Below are 16,302 nucleotides of genomic sequence, written 5' to 3'. Positions count from 1 at the left end.
CCGACCATTAGGAACCCTTGACATGACCGTCGACCAACCCGTCAGCAAGGTGCTCGTGCTCGACGACAGCCGCGCGCACGCCGACGCGATCAAGCGCTTCTGCGACGAGCACAACCTGGTCTGCCTGACCGTGCGGCGCAACCGGCTGCTGAAGGTGCTGCGCTCGAACATCGATCTCGGCGCGATCCTGCTGGCCGAGGATTACGGCGGCTCGCCGGCCGAGAGCGCGATCATCGCGACGCAGATCGACGCGCTGCGGCCCGAGCTGCCGATCATCCTGCGCCGCGAATCGCTCGCGTCGCGCGACGGGCTGCCCGAAGCGCTCGCGCGAGTGGCGTGCGCGGCCTACGCCGCGGACGACATGACGCCGCTCAAGCGCGCGATCGACGAATACCTGTTCGGCCGAGACTACCCGAACGCACTGGTGCGCGGCATCTCGGAGATTACCGAGGCGCGCATCGACAGCTTGTTTCCGGGCATGGCGATCGAGCACGACACGCCGTGCATCGTGCGCGACCAGATCATCTTCGGCGAAGTGTTCAGCCTGATCGCGCTCGAAAGCGCGTGGTGCCGCGGCTACATGCTGCTGCAGACGAGCGAGCAGCCGCTGCTCGACATGCTCGGCGGCACGCGCGACGACGGACGCGCGCCGGATTTCCGCGACGTGAACAGCGTGCTCGGCGAGCTGACCAACCTCGTATGGGGCGCGTTCAAGAACCGCTATCTCGGCGACGCCGAGGCACTCGCGCGCCATCCGGTGCAGGTGCCGCTCGTCGTCAATCACAAGCAGAAGTTCATTTCGTTCGGCGGCGACTGTCCGCAGCTCTGTTTCAAGTACCGGATGACCGACCCGGCATCGGGGCGCTCCGTCTGTCTCGACCAGCGTTTCGTGTTCAGCCTCAGCTGGTCGCCGGAGGATTTCCGCGAATCGGTGCAGGACGTGGGGCCGATGGTCGAATCGGGCGAACTCGAACTGTTTTGAAGTCAGCAACAAGGAAAGGGGAATACGGCATGGCAAAGATTCTGGTGGTCGACGATTCGGGCACGGTGCGCGACGAGGTCGCGGGCTTCCTGCGCAATCACGGGCTCGACGTCGCGACGGCGGTCGACGGCAAGGACGGGCTCGCGAAGCTCAAGGCGACGCCCGGCGTGCGCCTCGTGATCAGCGACGTGAACATGCCGAACATGGACGGCCTGACGATGGTCGAGAAGATCCGCGGCGAACTCGCGAACACGGCGGTCAACGTCGTGATGCTGACGACCGAAAGCAGCCCGGCGATGAAGGAGCGCGGCAAGGCCGCCGGCGTGAAGGGCTGGATCGTGAAGCCGTTCAAGGGCGACGCGGTGCTCGACGCGCTGAAGAAGCTCGCGGGCTGACGCGCGCTTCGCGGGGGCGGGCCGGACGCCGGCTGCGCATTCAACGCAGCGGCTCGGGTTGCGCGGCCGCCGCGTCGCCTGATGCAACCGGCGCGGGCGTCTGCCATTGCACGACGATCATCCCCGCGAAGATCAGCGCGACGCCCGCGATGCGGCCGGGCGTCGCGAGCCGCTGCGGCAGGCCCATTAGCCCGTGGTGGTCGATCAGCAGCGACGCGAGCATCTGCCCGGCGACGACGCAGACGATGAAGGTCGTCGTGCCGAGCCGCGGCGTCAGGATCAGCGCGAGCGTGATGTAGATCACGCCCGCGAGGCCGCCGAGCCATATCCACAACGGGCGTTGCAGCGCGTCGCCGACGAGCGGGGCGTTCGCGCGCATTGCCAGCAGCACCGGCAGCACCACCAGCAGGCTGACCGTCAGCGACGCGACGCTCGCCCACAGCGGGTGGCCGAGTGCGCGCCCGAGCGCGGCATTGCTGCCGCCTTGCAGCGGCACCAGCGTGCCGGCGACGAATGCCGCGGCGGCGAGCGAAAGGGTGGTGAGGGAAAGCGAAGTCGTCATCTGGGTCGGTCATGAAAGGGTGTCGAAATGATTGTCATCCATTAAGATGGCGAATGGAAATTCGTCTTTCGGATGCTTCATATTCGCGTCATGAATAATTTGGCTCGTATCGACCTGAACCTGCTCGTCACGCTGCATGCGTTGCTGAGCGAACGTCACATCTCGCGCGCCGCGGTTCGGCTGCACAAGAGCCAGCCGGCCGTGAGCCATGCGCTCGCGCGGCTGCGCGAGATCTTCGGCGATCCGCTGCTGGTGCGCCGCGCGGGCCGGCTCGACCTGACCGCGCGCGCGAACGAACTGATTGAACCGCTGAACGACGTGCTCGTGCGGCTCGGCGCGCTGATCGAGCCGGCCGCGTTCGATCCGTCCGCGACCACGCGCGTGTTTCGCATCGCGATGTCCGACTACGGCGCGCGTATCGTGCTGCCGGCGCTCGTGAAGACGCTGCGCGCCGATGCGCCGGGCATCGAGCTGATCGTGTCGCAGGCCACGCGCGAGGCGATGCGGATGCAGCTGATGGACGGCGAGGTCGATCTCGCGCTCGGCGTGCTGCCCGCGCTGCAGCGCGAACTGCATGCGCAGCCGCTGTTCGTCGAATCGTTCGCGTGCGTGGCCGACGCGAGCCGCTTGCCGCGCCGCGGCGAACTTGCGCTCGACGCGTGGCTCGCGCGGCCGCATGCACTGGTCGCGATGCGCGACGGCATGGACAACGAGGTCGATCGTGCGCTCGCGCGGTTGCGGCACGAGCGGCACATCGCGGTGATCCTGCCGTTCTGGGGCGTCGCGAACGACCTGATCGCCGGCACCGATCTCGTGCTGACCGTCGCGCGCCGCAACCTCGACCGCGTGCGCGACGACCCGCGCCTGCGCGTGTTCGAACCGCCGTTCCCGATCGATTCGTTCGAGTTCGCGCAGCACTGGCATGCGCGCCGGCACGGCGACGCCGCGCATGTCTGGCTGCGGCAGACGATCGCGCGCGTCGCGAGCGGGGAGTAGCGGCGGGTAGCGGGGGCGGCGGCGCAATTTACAGTGCCCCGCGATGCTCGTATCCTGCCGGATGCCGAGGGCGGCGTGCCTGCGCGTCATGCGCATCACGCCCGGCATCCACCACAATCAGGAACGGGACAGATGCCAGTGAAAATCGATCAGGCACCGCTCGCCCGCACCGCCGCGCAGCGCATGGAGCTGCTGATCGCGAAGGGCGTCGTGTTCACCGTGGTGGGCACGTGCATGCTGATCGGCGACGTCATGTACGCGCAGTCGACGCGCGAGTTCCTGCGGACGTCGGTCGTCGTGCCGGGACACGTCATCAAGCTGAACGCGGGGCCGCATCATCCGGAAATCGCATTCACGACGCTCGCGGGCGAACAGGTCGAATACCCGCAGGGCGGTGACGTCAGCGTGCAGGACGGCGCGACGGTCGAGGTGCGCTACGCGCCGGATGAGCCCAGGACGAGCGCGCGAATGAATACGTTCGGCGCGATCTGGGGCACGGTGCTGACCCTCGGCGGGATGGGCGCCGTGTTTTTCCTCGGCGGTATCGGGCAGCTGTGGTCGGGTGTGCGCGCATGGCGCCGCGGGCGGAACCCGGTCGCGCGCTGAATCGGTAGCCCGTTCGTTACCGGCCCGAGGGCGCGGCGGTCGCGAATTCGTCGACGACGGCTTCGATCACGGCCTGCACGCGTGCGGTCTTGTAGAGATCGGCATGCGCGACGAGCCACACGTCGAAATGATTGCATCGTCGCGGCATGAGGCGCACCAGTTCCGGCTCGGCTTCGGCACGGAAGCACGGTAGCTCCGCAAGGCCGAGGCCCGCAAGCGCGGCCTCGACCAGCATCATCGTCGACGATGTCTGGAACATCACGCGACCGCGCGACGTCGATTCGCCGCACAGCGCATCCCACATCGTCGGCACCACCGGCTGCTGGTACATCACCAGATCGTGTCCTTCGAACGCACTGCCCGCGACGGGTTCGCCACGCTCGGCCAGGTAGTGGCGCGATGCGTAGATGCCCGTTTCGAGATGCCCGAGCCGCCGGACGATCAGGTCCGGCGATTCAGGCCGCAACGTGCGAATCGCGAGATCCGCTTCGCGGCGCGTGAGATTGGCGATTTCCGCCGACGTCACGCACACGACGTCGATACCGGCATGCCTGCGCCGCAAGCGGGCGATCGCGGGAATGACGAAACGCTTGCCGAGCGTGTCGGTCGTCGCGATGCGCACGGACCCGGCAAGCTGCTCGTCGAGCCCCATGACGCGTCGCTCGATGGTAAGCGACGCCCGTTCCATCGTTTCGGCGGGTTCGAGCAGCGCTTCGCCGGCGGTCGTCAGCACGTAGAGGGCCGGCGTTCGGAGAAACAGGCGGGCCGAGAGTTCGTCCTCGAGCGCGGCGATCCGACGCCCCACCGTCGCCTGATCGACGTTCAGTTGCGCCGCGGCGCCGCGTAGCGTGCCGGTGCGCGCAAGGGCCAGGAAGAAGCGGGCGTTGTCCCAGTTCATGCGGGTCGGCAGCGTCATCGGGCAGGGTGGTGGCGGGCGTGGTGATGCACATCTGCATCGGGCAAAAGCGAAATTATCACTTTTCTGCATCGTGCGCCGTTTCTAGACTCCTGAAATCTGCCCGGAGGTTTCATGCCCGATTGCACGCCCGTTTCTATTTCCGTTCCCGTATCCGTGACGACGGCGTGCCGCTCGACGGCCCGCGAACGCCGCCTCACGCTTGCGCTCGTCGCGATCGGCATGTTCATGGCCGTGCTCGATACGACGATCGTCAACGTTGCGCTGCCGGCGATGCGGGCAAGCCTCGGCGCGACGGTCGCCGGGCTCGCGTGGATCGTCGATGCGTACACGCTCAGTTTCGCCGCGTTGATCCTCGCGGGCGGCGTCCTGTCCGACCGGTTCGGTGCGAAGCACGCCTATCTCGCCGGCCTCGCGCTCTTCATCGGCGCGTCGGCGGGATGCGGGTTCGCGTCGTCCGTGACCGTGCTTGTCGCCGCGCGATTCGTGCAGGGCGTGGGCGCGGCGCTCTTTCTGCCCGCGTCGCTGGCGATCGTGCGCAACACCTTCGATGTGCCGGCCGAGCGGGCGCGGGCGATCGCCGTCTGGGCGGGTATCGCATCCGTCGCCGCGTCGGTGGGGCCGGTGCTGGGCGGCGTGCTGGTGGAGGATTTCGGCTGGCGCAGCGCGTTCCTCGTCAACGTGCCGACCGGCGCGCTGGCGCTGGCCGGGGCGGCGGCGCTGGTTCGCGCGTCGGCCAGGCGTGACGCGCGGCGCTTCGACTGGGCCGGCCAGTTCGCCAGCGCAACGGCGCTCGGCGCACTGTGCTTTGCCGCAATCGAGCTGCCGACGCGTGGTCCGGGTGCGGCTGAAGTCCTCGCCGCACTTCTGGTTGCCGCGCTCGCCGCCGCCGTGCTGATCGTCGTCGAGCGGCGCACCGCCGATCCGATGGTGCCGCTCGTGTGGTTTCGTAATCGCGTGTTCATTGCGATGAACGTGATGGGCACCCTCGTCTATGTCGGCTATTTCGGGTTGCTGTTCATCCTGAGCCTGTACCTGCACGGCAACCTCGGGCTGAATGCGCGGCAGACGGGGCTGATGCTGTTGCCGCTTGCATTGAGCCTGTCGCTCGGCAACCTGTTGTCGGGCAAGCTGCTCGGACGGGCAAGCGCGACGCAACTGATGGCCGGCGGCCTTTTCCTCGCGACGTGCGCGGTTCCGGCGCTCGCGGCCGCGCTGACGATGCACGCGCCGTGGCCCGCGGCGTGGGCGGCGATGGCGGCATTCGGCACCGGGACCGCGTTGTCCGTGGCGCCGATGATCGCGACCGTGCTCGAACAGGTGCCGGCGGATGCGGCGGGTGTCGCATCGGGATTTCTCAATGCGGCAAGGCAGGCAGGGAGCCTGCTCGGCGTCGCAATCGCTGGCGCCGCGACGATGCTGTTGCCGAATCTGATGGCGGCGCTGCGGGCGGTCGCGGTGCTCGGCTTTGCCACGTATGCAGCGGCGGTGCTGGTCGCGCTGATCGCAGGCGCGAGCATGGGGAAGCTTGCGCAGCGGCACCCGTAACGCGGGCAAGCCGAGGCGCCGCCGTGCGGCGGTGTGCAGGCATGCTGGCCGTCCCGGCTGGACGTCGCGCGCAATGTGGAGGACGATTCGTGATCATGTCAGTCGCGAACGCGGGCGCGTGCCGCCCGTGTGCGCCCGATCGAAACCCGTCGAGCGGAACATCATGGAACCCGATCAAGAGACTGCCGAGCCGATCCTGTTGCGCGAGTCGCACGACGGCGTCGTCACGCTGCGGCTGAACCGGCCGCAGCAGTTCAACGCATTGTCCGAAGCGATGCTCGCGAGCCTGCACGATGCGTTCGATACGCTGGCGGCCGATCCGCACGTGCGCTGCGTCGTGCTGGCCGCGCAAGGCAAGGCGTTCTGCGCGGGCCACGACCTGCGGCAGATGCGCGGCAAGCCGGACCTCGATTACTACCGCACGCTGTTCGCGCAATGCAGCCGCGTGGTGCTCGCGATGCGCGCATTGCCGGTGCCGGTGATCGCGCGCGTGCAGGGCATCGCGACGGCGGCCGGCTGCCAGCTCGTCGCCGCGTGCGACCTCGCCATCGCGGCCGACACCGCGCGCTTCGCGGTATCGGGCATCAACGTCGGGCTGTTCTGTTCGACGCCGGCCGTCGCATTGAGCCGCAACGTCACGGCGAAGCGCGCGTTCGACATGCTCGTGACCGGGCGTTTCGTCGATGCGGCGACGGCCGCCGCGTGGGGGCTCGTCAACGAGGCCGTGCCCGAGGACGCGCTCGACGCGGCCGTCGCGCGCAAGGTCGCGGAGATTGTCGCGAAGAGCCCGGCCGCGGTGCGGGTCGGCAAGCAGATGTTCTACCGCCAGCGCGAGTTGCCGCTCGACGAAGCCTATGCGTACGCGGGCGACGTGATGGCGCGCAACATGATGGAAGAGGATGCCGGCGAAGGGATCGACGCGTTTCTCGAGAAGCGCAAGCCGACGTGGCGTTCGTAGCACGTCGCTGAACGGGCGGGCCGAGCGGAGCGGGCGGGCCGTCACCGACGCGTTTTCTTCAGTTCGAATTCCTCGTCCGCCGCAACGCAAACGGGCCGCCCGAAGCGGCCCGCAAGTAGCGAGGTAAGCGCAGCGACGTGGCAGCGCATCACCGCATTCACCTCAACGTCCGTAGCTCCCGGTCCGCAGCGCCGGCTGCGCGGTCGACGCGCCGGGCGGCACGATCACGACCGGCACGCGGCGCGCGAGCGCGCACATCAACTCGTAGCCGATCGTGCCGCTGGCTTCCGCGACGTCGTCCACTTTCACCTGGTCGCCCCACAGCTCGACGGTCGACCCGATGCCCGCGTTCGGGCACGGCGTCAGGTCGACGGTCAGCATGTCCATCGACACGCGGCCGACGACGCGCGTCATCACGCCGTCCACCGCGATCGGCGTACCGGTCGGCGCGTGGCGCGGATAACCGTCCGCGTAGCCGCATGCGACGACGCCGATCCGCATCGCCTGATCGGCCGTGAAGCGGCGGCCGTAGCCGACGGTTTCTTCCGGCGACAGCGTCTGTACGCCGATGATCTTGCTCGTCAGCGTCATCGAGGCCATCAGCGGCGTGTCGGCGATATGCCGCGACGCGCCCGTCGGCGATGCGCCGTACAGGATCGTGCCGGGGCGCACCCAGTCGCGGTGCGCGCGCGGATGCCACAGCACGGCCGCCGAATTCGACACCGAGCGCTCGCCCGGAATCCCCGCCGTGGTCGCATCGAACTGTTCGAGCTGCCAGTCGACCTCGCCTTCGTCGGCGTTCGCGAAATGCATCATCAGCGTGATCTTGTCGATCGACGGCGCGCTTGCCGCGCGCTCCCACGCGGCGCGGAACGCGGCGGGCCGGTAGCCGAGCCGGTTCATCCCGGAGTTCATCTTGAGCTGGATGTCGATCGGCTGCCGCGGCTTCGCGGCGATCAGCAGGTCGAGCTGCTCGTCGCAGTGCACGGCCACCGTCAGCCGGTGGTGATCGGCCAGCTCGATGTCGGCCGGTTCGAAGATCCCTTCGAGCAGCAGCACGGGCTTGTCCCAGCCGAGTTCGCGCACGCGTACGGCTTCGTCGAGATCGAGCAGCGCGATGCCGTCGGCGGCCGCGAGGCCCGGGTAGATCCGCTCGATGCCATGGCCATAGGCGTTGGCCTTGATCACGGCCCACACCCGCGATTGCGCGGCGGTGCGGCGGATGAAGTCGAGGTTGTGACGGACGGCGTCGGGGCGGATGTGGGCGACGATGGGACGGGGCATGGTGATGGCTCGGGTCGGATGTCGTTCGGCGCGCGGCGGCGCGATAGGGGCGGCAGGCTGGCGCGGTAGCGCGCCAAGCCAGTGTTGAGCGCTATCTTATTGGTGTTCGACCAGTTTTAATTAACGTATTTGTCGACGATTTGGTGGAAATTTAGGTGGCGGATCAGGCCGACCAAGGCGGTCGGCGGCATGCGCGGCCGAGTCTCCCGTCTAGAAAATCGGTGCGCGAACGGCGCGGCGCAATGCTAAGCTCTCGACGATCTTGTCATTGAGCAATGTAATCATAAAGGAGGAGACTTTGATGACGACGTCCCAGCTGTGCCTGTTCATCGTGGCGCTGTTGCCGTTCCCGCTGACGTTCCTGGCGAAGGCCCGCAAGGGTTACGACAACCGTACGCCGCGCGACTACCTGGCGAAACTCGAAGGCTGGCGCGCACGGGCGCAGGCCGCGCACCAGAACGCGTGGGAAGCGCTCGCGCTGTTCACGGCCGCGCTGGTCGTCGCGTGGCACAACGGCGCGAACGCGCACCACGTCGACCAGCTCGCGATGGGTTTCGTCGCGATCCGCGTCGTTTATACGCTGATGTACCTGCTGAACTGGGCGTCGCTGCGTTCGCTCGTGTGGTTCGCCGGGATGGCGTGCGTCGTTGCGCTGTTCTTCGCCACGCCGTAACGGGCCGGTGAGCAGGCGAGGCCGGCTTTGCGTGCCGGCCCTAAGCTGCGCCCTTAAGCACCGCCCGCGCCCCGCGCGTGACTGTCGTTGGATGCGGGCGCAACGATCTTCGCGGTGAACGGCGGCGCATCCGCCTCGCGGCGCAGGAACGCGATCAACGGATCGAGCAGCCGGTGCCGCGTCGAAGGATGGCGGCGCAGCACGAATCGCCATGACGCATCGCGTTCGAGGCCCTGAATCAGCGGCACCAGACGGCCGCTGCGCAGTTCGGGCTCGATGAGCGGCACGCGGCCGAGCGCGATGCCCGCACCGCCGACCGCCGCGCCGATCACCTGGCTGAAACTGCTATAGCGGACGATCTTCGTCTCGAAGTCGTCCGGCAGCCCGAATTCCGAGGCCCAGTTGCGCCAGTCGATCTCGGGGCTGTCCTCATGCATCTCCTGCAGCAGCCGCGACACGCACACGTGCCCCGACGCGTACGGATACAGCTCGGGGCTGCATACCGGAAACACCGTCTCCCGCATCAGCACGTCGTCGTCGGCGCGCAGCCGGTGCGCGGGCACGTGCACGATCGCCAGATCGACGCCGCTGCGCGCGAAATCCGGTTCGTCGTCGAGTACGACGGCATGCAGCGGCGTGTCGGGATGAAGCGACGAGAATTCCGCGAGACGGCGCGCAAGCCACATCGACGAAAACGGCGCGTTGGCGGACACCGTCAAGCGTTGCGCGGTGCCGCGAATCTCGCCGCAGGCGTCGGTCAGGCGCGTCAGTGCGTCGCTGACGGCCGGCAGCAGGCGTGCGCCGGCCGGCGTGAGACTGATGCCGCCGAGCCCCGTGCTGCGTTCGAGCAGCCGCGCGCCGAGCGATTCCTCGAGCGCGCGGATCTGGTGGCTGACCGCGCTCGTCGATACGTTCAGCTCGGCCGCCGCGCGCGCAAACCCGCCGAGGCGGACAGCCGCCTCGAACGCTCGCAGTGCGCTAAGGGGAGGAAGGTGCGACATGCGGGGTATTGTAGTTGACTCAACACCCGTTGAAAAATCATCTTTTGCCGCGCACGGGCGGCGCGGGTAGCCTCGATCCGGTCAAGAAAAACCGTACTAAAACACCGACTGGAGGGCTTCATGTATTTCGACCGACGACTATGGGCAATGATGGCGGGACTACGCTGGCGGGTGGCCGCGGCCGTCGCGCTCGGGCTGCTCGCGATGGGTGTCGGCATCCTCCGTTTCGTGTTTCTCGGCCGCGTGCTGGCGCTGGTCTTTTCCGGCGCGCCGGCACGCAGCATCGCCGAAGCCGTCGTTGCAACGGCGGCCTGCGTGCTGTTGCGCGCGTGGCTCGACCATCGCCGCACGGTGCTCGCGCAACACACGGCGGGCCGTGTGCAGACCACGCTGCGCGCGCGGCTGTTCGACCGGATCGCCGCGCTCGGCCCCGCATGGTTCAGCGGCGAACGCACGGGCGGCGTGATGCTGGCCGTCGTCGACGGCGTCGAGCAGTTGCAGACCTTCTTCGGCGTCTACCTGCCGCAGCTCGTGATCGCCGCGTGCGCGCCGGTCATGATCTTCGCGGTGCTCGCATGGTGGGACGTGCCGACAGCCGCGATCCTGCTGGTCGCGGCACTCGTCACGCTCGCGCTGCCGCAGCTCGTGCATCGCGCCGACCGGCGCGCGGCGCTTGCGCGCTCGGCCGCATTCAAGGCATTCGGCGAGGAGTTTCTCGATGCGGTGCAGGGCCTGCCGACGCTGAAGGCGTTCGGGCAGAGCACCGCGTTCGGCGCGAAGCTGGCGGAGAAAGCGCGCGCGCTGTCCGACAGCACGTTCTGGGTGCTCGCGCTGGGGCTGCTGACGCGGCTCTTCACCGATCTCGGCACCGGCCTCGGCGCGGCCGCGGCGATCGCGGTCGGCGCGTGGCGCGTGCGGCACGGCGACATGAGCCTCGAGGCGCTGCTGATCGTGCTGATGGCCGGCAGTGAAATCTTCCGGCCGCTGCGCGACCTGCGCTCGGTGTTGCATCAGGGGATGATCGGCCAGTCGGCGGCGAATGCGATCCACGCGCTGCTCGACGCGGGCAGCCACGCGCCGGCCGCCGACGCGCCGCGCGTGACGGGCCTGCGGCCGGAGATCGCATTCGACAGCGTCAGCTTCGCGTATCCGGGGCGCCGCGCGGATGCGCACGCGGCGCTGAGCTTCTCGGTTCGCGAAGGCGAGACGGTGGCGATCGTCGGCCCGAGCGGTGCGGGCAAGTCGACCATCGTGCGCCTGCTGCTGCGCCAGCACGACGCGCAGGGCGGCGCGATCCGCATCGGCGGTCACGACGTGCGCGCGCTCGACGCCGGCCAGGTGCGCGAGATGATCGCGGTCGTCGCGCAGGATGCGACGCTGTTCGACGGCAGCGTTGCCGACAACCTGCGGCTCGGCCGCCCCGACGCGAGCGACGCGGACATGATCGCGGCCGCGCGCGCCGCCAACGCACACGATTTCATCTCGGCGCTGCCCGATGGTTACGCGACGCGCATCGGCGAACGCGGGCTGATGCTGTCGGGTGGTCAGCGCCAGCGCATCGCGATTGCCCGCGCGCTGCTGCGCGATGCGCCGATCCTGCTGCTCGACGAGGCGCTGTCGTCGGTCGACGCGGAAAACGAAGCGCTGATCCAGCAGGCGCTCGACCGGCTCACGCGCGGGCGGACGACGCTCGTGCTCGCGCACCGGCTGTCCAGCGTGATCGGCGCCGATCGTATCCTGGTGCTCGACCAGGGGCAGGTGGTCGACGAGGGCACGCACGCGGCGCTGATCGCGCGCGACGGCCCGTATCGGCGGCTGATGGGGCCGCAACTGGAAGCGGTCGCCGAATCCGTCGGCGCGGCGACGACGGCCGGCGCCACCGCGCGCGCGTCGTCGGGCCCGCAGGTGCGGCCGCTGAACGACGACGCGGCGACGATCGGCTGGCCGGAAACCTTGCAGACGCTGCTGCGCTTCGTGCGTCCGTGGAAGGGCAAGGTCGCACTGACCGTGCTGTTCGGGATCGGACGCGTGCTTGCGTTCATCGGCGTCGGCGTGATCGGCGCGATGGTGGTCGGCGCGGTGTCGGCCGGGCATGCGAGCCCCACGCTCGTCGCGGCGCTGCTCGTCATCGCGCCGGTGGCGGCCCTGCTGCACTGGCTCGAATCGTGGCTCGCGCACGACATGGCGTACCGGCTGCTCGCGGAAATGCGCATCGCGCTGTTCGCGACGCTCGAACGCCTCGCGCCGGCCGGGCTGCTGCGCCGCCGCTCCGGCGATCTCGTGTCGCTCGCGACGCAGGACGTGGAGACGGTCGAGTATTTCTACGCGCACACGCTGGCACCCGCGTTCGTCGCGGTGCTCGTGCCGGCCGCCGTGCTGGTGCTGCTGGCGGCGGTCGCGTGGCCGCTCGCGCTCGTGCTGCTGCCGTTCCTGCTGTGGGCCGGGCTGGCGCCCGTGCTGGCCCGGCGCGATGTCGACCGGCTCGGCACCGGCGCGCGCGAAGCGCTCGGCCAGCTGGGCGCACACCTGACCGAAACGATCCAGGGGCTCGCGGAACTGACCGCGTTCCAGGCGATCGCGCGCCGGCGCGAAGCGTTCGTCGCGGAGGCCGATGCGTATCGCAAGCAGCGCGCGAAGCTGCTCGACGACCTGTCGGCGCAAAGCGCCGCGCTGGAAATCGCGAGCGGGCTCGGCGGGCTGGCGGTGGCGGCACTCGGCGCGCTGCTGTGCGCGCGCGGCTGGTTTCCGCGCGAGTCGTTGCCGCTGCTGGTGCTGGTTGCCGTCGCCGCGTTCATGCCGGTTGCGGAGATCGGCCAGGTCGCGCGCCAGTTGGCCGACACGATCGCGTCGACGCGCCGCTTGCGCGCGCTGGAGAAGGAACCCGTGACCGTGACGGACGGCGCGCAGGCGATGCCCGGCAATCCGGCGGTGCGTTTCGAGAACGCGCGTTTCACGTATCCGGGCCGCAGCGTGCCCGCGATCGACCGCGTGAGTTTCGAGGTGCCGCCCGGCAGCACGGTCGCGCTGGTCGGCGCGTCGGGCGCCGGCAAGTCGACGGTCGCGAGCCTGCTGCTGCGCTTCTGGGATCCGCAGCAGGGCCGCGTGACGCTCGGCGGCGTCGACCTGCGCGACCTGCGGCTCGACGACCTGCGGCAGCACATCGCGCTGGTCGCGCAGGATACCTACCTGCTCAACGACACGCTCGAAGCGAACATCCGGCTCGCCGCGAACGATGCATCCGACGCGGACGTGCAGCGTGCGATCGACCAGGCGGCGCTCGGCGAATTCGTCGCGCGGCTGCCGGACGGGCTTGCGACGCGCGTCGGCGAGCGCGGCGTGCAGCTGTCGGGCGGCCAGCGCCAGCGTGTTGCGATCGCGCGTGCGTTCCTGAAGGATGCGCCCGTGCTGATCCTCGACGAGGCGACGTCCCACCTCGACACGATCAGCGAGCAGCAGATCCGCGCGGCGCTGGAAGACCTGATGACGCAACGCACGTCGATCATCATCGCGCACCGGTTGTCGACCGTGCGTAATGCCGACCTGATCCTCGTGATTGAGCAGGGCAGCGTCATCGAGGCCGGGCGTCATGCGGAACTGCTGGCGCGGCAGGGCGCGTATGCGCGGCTCGTGTCGCATCAGGCGAGCGGGGTGACGGCGTGACGGAAGCCGGATCGGCGCGTCGCCGGCCGGTGTTTTCGCGGGAATCCCGTCCCGTTCGTTGAGCCGCGCCGGCGCTTGCCGGTTTCGCGTGCACGGCAGCCTCGGCCAGTCCGAGGCGGATCGCCGACGTTCCGCATGAACGAGCGGACCGTCCAACGCGAATGCGTTCGCGGTTGAACGGTCGTCATCCCGTCGCGCTTGTCGCCCGGGATGGCCAACCTGCCGGCCCGCACCCGGCACCACCATCCTCTCGCCACGCGCCGCCATCCGCCAGCGCGGCGCTTCTCACCGCCCATTCCTCCGTTTCCTCCGATCGATCCGGCCCGAGCGGCTCGGGTTTGTCTCGATGCATTTCCCCGTTGCGCACTTTTTTGTTGTCGTAGTATCGCTATTGACAACACTTGTTTCACTAATGTTTAATTCGACATCGCATGTTGCGGTGCGGCTTGATGTCGTCGTTACCGCCGGCCGGCTGGCCGGTCACATCGCTCAATCATGCGGAGAGAAACCATGAGTCGCCGTTCCTTCCTGAAAGCCGTCGCGGTTGCTGCCGCGCTCGGCGCAAGCATCGCGCACGCGGACACCAAGACGCTCGTCGTCGGGACCGATACGTCGTTCATGCCGTTCGAGTTCAAGCAAGGCGACAAGTACGTCGGCTTCGATCTCGACCTGTGGGCCGAGGTCGCGAAGGACCAGGGCTGGAAATACACGATCCAGCCGATGGATTTCGCGGGCCTGATCCCGGCGCTGCAGACGCAGAACATCGACGTCGCGCTGTCGGGGATGACGATCAAGGAGGAGCGGAAGAAGGCGATCGACTTCTCCGCGCCGTACTACGACAGCGGCCTCGCGGCGATGGTGCAGGTCGGCAACACGTCGATCAAGTCGATCGACGACCTGAACGGCAAGGTGATCGCCGCGAAGACGGGCACGGCGACGATCGACTGGATCAAGGCGCACCTGAAGCCGAAGGAGATCCGCCAGTTCCCGAACATCGACCAGGCGTACCTCGCGCTGGAAGCCGGCCGGGTCGACGCGGCGATGCACGACACGCCGAACGTGCTGTTCTTCGTGAACAACGAAGGCAAGGGCAAGGTACAGGTCGCGGGCCAGCCGGTCAGCGGCGACAAGTACGGAATGGGTTTCCCGAAGGGCAGCCCGCTCGTGCCGAAGGTCAACGCGTCGCTCGTGAAGATCAAGGCCGACGGCCGTTACGCGCAGATCTACAAGAAGTGGTTCGGTGCCGAACCGCCGAAGATGTGAGCGTGACGCGGCAACAGCGCGCGGCCGTGCGGCCGCGCCGGTCTTGAATCGAACGGAGAGCGACAAGTGAATTTCGATTGGTCGGCGATCTGGGCGGCGTTGCCGGACCTGATGGACGGGGTCCGGTTGACGGTGTTCATCGCATTTTTCGGGCTGGCGGGCGGTTTCATCGTCGGGATGGTCGCGGGGATGTTCCGCGCATACGGACCGAAGGCGATGAACGTGCTCGTCCAGGTCTACATTGAATTGATCCGCGGCACGCCGATCGTCGTGCAGGTGATGTTCCTGTATTTCGCGCTGCCGTTGCTCGCGCACATCCGCATCGATGGCCTGACGGCCGCGATCATCGCGATCACGGTGAATTCCGGCGCGTATCTCGCGGAAGTCGTGCGCGGCGCGCTGCTGTCGATCCCGAAGGGGTTGACGGAGGCGGGGCTCGCGATGGGCTTGTCGATGCCGCGCGTGCTGCTGAAGGTGGTCGGGCCGCTGGCGTTCCGGCGGCTGATTCCGCCGCTCGGCAACCAGTGCATCGTGAGCCTGAAGGACACGTCGCTGTTCATCGTGATCGGCGTCGGCGAACTGACGCGCAAGGGGCAGGAAATCATCGCGGGCAATTTCCAGGCGGTCGAGATCTGGAGCGCGGTGGCTGTGATCTATTTGGTTCTTACCGGCGCGATGACGCTGACGCTTCGGCTCGTCGAAAAGAGGATGCGCATCCTATGAGCATGATCGAATTCCAGAACGTGTCGAAGAGCTTCGGCCACGTGCCGGTGCTGAAGCATATCGACCTGAAGATCGACGCGGGCGAGGTCGTCGTCGTGATCGGCCCGTCGGGGTCGGGCAAATCGACGATGTTGCGCTGTATCAACGCGCTCGAGAAAATCACCGGCGGTGAGTTGCTCGTCGACGGCCAGAGCGTGCGCGGCAACGCGACGACGATCCGCAACATCCGGCTCGAAGCCGGCATGGTGTTCCAGCAATTCAACCTGTTTCCGCAAATGACCGCGCTCGAGAACGTGATGTTCGGGCCGACCCAGGTGCGCGGCGCGTCGCGTGCCGACGCACGCGACCAGGCGATGGCGCTGCTCGACAAGGTCGGCCTCGAATCGCGGGCGAATCATTACCCGTCCGAGCTGTCGGGCGGCCAGCAGCAGCGCGTCGCGATCGCGCGTGCGCTCGCGATCCGGCCGCGGCTGATGCTGTTCGACGAGCCGACGTCGGCGCTCGATCCGGAATTGCGCCACGAAGTGCTGAAAGTGATGCAGGATCTTGCTACCGAAGGGATGACGATGATCGTCGTCACGCACGAGATCGGCTTCGCGAAGCGGGTCGGCACGCGCCTGCTGTTCATGGATCAGGGCGGTATCGCCGAGGACGGTCATCCGGTCGACTTGATCGACCGGCCGCCGACGCCGCGCCTGAAGGAGTTCCTGAAACATGTGTCCTGAAAGAAACCGA

15 protein-coding genes are annotated in these 16,302 nt (G+C 68.2%); 11 read left to right on the top strand and 4 right to left on the bottom strand.

Annotated elements, in window-relative coordinates:
* Window positions 1-22 precede the first annotated feature (22 nt).
* The gene (locus tag ACTRWB_RS11350) at window positions 23-982 is read left to right on the top strand and encodes a chemotaxis protein CheX (protein WP_419689708.1); all 960 of its coding nucleotides are present in this window, start codon (window positions 23-25) and stop codon (window positions 980-982) included.
* A gap of 29 nt (window positions 983-1,011) precedes the next feature.
* The gene (locus tag ACTRWB_RS11345; RefSeq protein WP_006486240.1) at window positions 1,012-1,377 is read left to right on the top strand and encodes a response regulator; all 366 of its coding nucleotides are present in this window, start codon (window positions 1,012-1,014) and stop codon (window positions 1,375-1,377) included.
* 40 nt (window positions 1,378-1,417) lie between these two features.
* Here the strand turns inward: ACTRWB_RS11345 and ACTRWB_RS11340 are convergent, their stop codons facing one another.
* Window positions 1,418-1,939, bottom strand: coding sequence for a DMT family transporter (locus ACTRWB_RS11340; protein ID WP_446901940.1), 522 nt, complete (start codon window positions 1,937-1,939; stop codon window positions 1,418-1,420).
* 90 nt (window positions 1,940-2,029) lie between these two features.
* Here ACTRWB_RS11340 and ACTRWB_RS11335 point away from each other — a divergent pair, with 90 nt between their 5' ends.
* Complete coding sequence (locus ACTRWB_RS11335; protein ID WP_193100823.1) at window positions 2,030-2,935, top strand: LysR family transcriptional regulator; 906 nt, start codon at window positions 2,030-2,032, stop codon at window positions 2,933-2,935.
* A 132-nt stretch (window positions 2,936-3,067) separates the two neighbouring features.
* Window positions 3,068-3,541: a DUF3592 domain-containing protein gene (locus tag ACTRWB_RS11330; protein WP_446901939.1), complete on the top strand. Its 474-nt coding sequence runs from the start codon at window positions 3,068-3,070 to the stop codon at window positions 3,539-3,541.
* A 16-nt stretch (window positions 3,542-3,557) separates the two neighbouring features.
* Here ACTRWB_RS11330 and ACTRWB_RS11325 read toward each other — a convergent pair whose 3' ends face one another.
* Complete coding sequence (locus tag ACTRWB_RS11325; RefSeq protein WP_446902045.1) at window positions 3,558-4,439, bottom strand: LysR family transcriptional regulator; 882 nt, start codon at window positions 4,437-4,439, stop codon at window positions 3,558-3,560.
* A gap of 132 nt (window positions 4,440-4,571) precedes the next feature.
* On the opposite strand from ACTRWB_RS11325, the gene ACTRWB_RS11320 reads away from it, so the two are divergent.
* Both ACTRWB_RS11320 and ACTRWB_RS11315 read left to right on the top strand, forming a co-directional pair.
* Window positions 4,572-6,005 carry an MFS transporter gene (locus ACTRWB_RS11320; protein ID WP_446901938.1) on the top strand — a complete coding sequence of 478 codons (1,434 nt, stop codon included), beginning with the start codon at window positions 4,572-4,574 and terminating at the stop codon, window positions 6,003-6,005.
* Between the two features lie 163 nt (window positions 6,006-6,168).
* Window positions 6,169-6,963 carry an enoyl-CoA hydratase gene (locus ACTRWB_RS11315; RefSeq protein ID WP_446901937.1) on the top strand — a complete coding sequence of 265 codons (795 nt, stop codon included), beginning with the start codon at window positions 6,169-6,171 and terminating at the stop codon, window positions 6,961-6,963.
* A 162-nt stretch (window positions 6,964-7,125) separates the two neighbouring features.
* Here ACTRWB_RS11315 and alr read toward each other — a convergent pair whose 3' ends face one another.
* On the bottom strand, window positions 7,126-8,247 hold the full coding sequence (alr, locus tag ACTRWB_RS11310; protein WP_446901936.1) for an alanine racemase: 1,122 nt from the start codon (window positions 8,245-8,247) through the stop codon (window positions 7,126-7,128).
* 301 nt (window positions 8,248-8,548) lie between these two features.
* On the opposite strand from alr, the gene ACTRWB_RS11305 reads away from it, so the two are divergent.
* A complete protein-coding gene (locus ACTRWB_RS11305) occupies window positions 8,549-8,920 on the top strand; it encodes an MAPEG family protein (protein WP_048246366.1) in 372 nt (123 codons plus the stop codon).
* 53 nt (window positions 8,921-8,973) lie between these two features.
* Here the strand turns inward: ACTRWB_RS11305 and ACTRWB_RS11300 are convergent, their stop codons facing one another.
* Window positions 8,974-9,921, bottom strand: a complete 948-nt coding sequence (locus ACTRWB_RS11300; RefSeq protein ID WP_193100818.1) for a LysR family transcriptional regulator — start codon at window positions 9,919-9,921, stop codon at window positions 8,974-8,976.
* Between the two features lie 120 nt (window positions 9,922-10,041).
* On the opposite strand from ACTRWB_RS11300, the gene ACTRWB_RS11295 reads away from it, so the two are divergent.
* The 4 genes from ACTRWB_RS11295 (at window position 10,042) to glnQ (ending at window position 16,292) form a co-directional block, all read left to right on the top strand.
* Window positions 10,042-13,581 (top strand): ABC transporter ATP-binding protein/permease, encoded by a 3,540-nt coding sequence (locus ACTRWB_RS11295; RefSeq protein WP_446901935.1) that lies wholly within the window; start codon window positions 10,042-10,044, stop codon window positions 13,579-13,581.
* Between the two features lie 510 nt (window positions 13,582-14,091).
* Complete coding sequence (glnH, locus tag ACTRWB_RS11290) at window positions 14,092-14,844, top strand: glutamine ABC transporter substrate-binding protein GlnH (protein WP_446901934.1); 753 nt, start codon at window positions 14,092-14,094, stop codon at window positions 14,842-14,844.
* A 66-nt stretch (window positions 14,845-14,910) separates the two neighbouring features.
* Window positions 14,911-15,567 carry a glutamine ABC transporter permease GlnP gene (glnP, locus tag ACTRWB_RS11285; RefSeq protein WP_193100816.1) on the top strand — a complete coding sequence of 219 codons (657 nt, stop codon included), beginning with the start codon at window positions 14,911-14,913 and terminating at the stop codon, window positions 15,565-15,567.
* Complete coding sequence (glnQ, locus tag ACTRWB_RS11280) at window positions 15,564-16,292, top strand: glutamine ABC transporter ATP-binding protein GlnQ (protein WP_048246371.1); 729 nt, start codon at window positions 15,564-15,566, stop codon at window positions 16,290-16,292. Before glnP ends, glnQ begins: the two co-directional genes overlap by 4 nt.
* Window positions 16,293-16,302 lie beyond the last annotated feature (10 nt).

It is taken from the genome of Burkholderia sp. YIM B11467 (genome assembly GCF_052952715.1).
This window is presented reverse-complemented; position numbering and strand designations above follow the sequence as displayed.

Excerpts from the sequence above, each read along its gene's own strand:
- ACTRWB_RS11350 (WP_419689708.1), top strand. The coding sequence starts at position 23 with ATGACCGTCGACCAACCCGTCAGCAAGGTGCTCGTGCTCGACGACAGC.
- ACTRWB_RS11345 (WP_006486240.1), top strand. The coding sequence starts at position 1,012 with ATGGCAAAGATTCTGGTGGTCGACGATTCGGGCACGGTGCGCGACGAG.
- ACTRWB_RS11340 (WP_446901940.1), bottom strand. The coding sequence starts at position 1,939 with ATGACGACTTCGCTTTCCCTCACCACCCTTTCGCTCGCCGCCGCGGCA.
- ACTRWB_RS11335 (WP_193100823.1), top strand. The coding sequence starts at position 2,030 with ATGAATAATTTGGCTCGTATCGACCTGAACCTGCTCGTCACGCTGCAT.
- ACTRWB_RS11330 (WP_446901939.1), top strand. The coding sequence starts at position 3,068 with ATGCCAGTGAAAATCGATCAGGCACCGCTCGCCCGCACCGCCGCGCAG.
- ACTRWB_RS11325 (WP_446902045.1), bottom strand. The coding sequence starts at position 4,439 with ATGAACTGGGACAACGCCCGCTTCTTCCTGGCCCTTGCGCGCACCGGC.
- ACTRWB_RS11320 (WP_446901938.1), top strand. The coding sequence starts at position 4,572 with ATGCCCGATTGCACGCCCGTTTCTATTTCCGTTCCCGTATCCGTGACG.
- ACTRWB_RS11315 (WP_446901937.1), top strand. The coding sequence starts at position 6,169 with ATGGAACCCGATCAAGAGACTGCCGAGCCGATCCTGTTGCGCGAGTCG.
- alr (WP_446901936.1), bottom strand. The coding sequence starts at position 8,247 with ATGCCCCGTCCCATCGTCGCCCACATCCGCCCCGACGCCGTCCGTCAC.
- ACTRWB_RS11305 (WP_048246366.1), top strand. The coding sequence starts at position 8,549 with ATGACGACGTCCCAGCTGTGCCTGTTCATCGTGGCGCTGTTGCCGTTC.
- ACTRWB_RS11300 (WP_193100818.1), bottom strand. The coding sequence starts at position 9,921 with ATGTCGCACCTTCCTCCCCTTAGCGCACTGCGAGCGTTCGAGGCGGCT.
- ACTRWB_RS11295 (WP_446901935.1), top strand. The coding sequence starts at position 10,042 with ATGTATTTCGACCGACGACTATGGGCAATGATGGCGGGACTACGCTGG.
- glnH (WP_446901934.1), top strand. The coding sequence starts at position 14,092 with ATGAGTCGCCGTTCCTTCCTGAAAGCCGTCGCGGTTGCTGCCGCGCTC.
- glnQ (WP_048246371.1), top strand. The coding sequence starts at position 15,564 with ATGAGCATGATCGAATTCCAGAACGTGTCGAAGAGCTTCGGCCACGTG.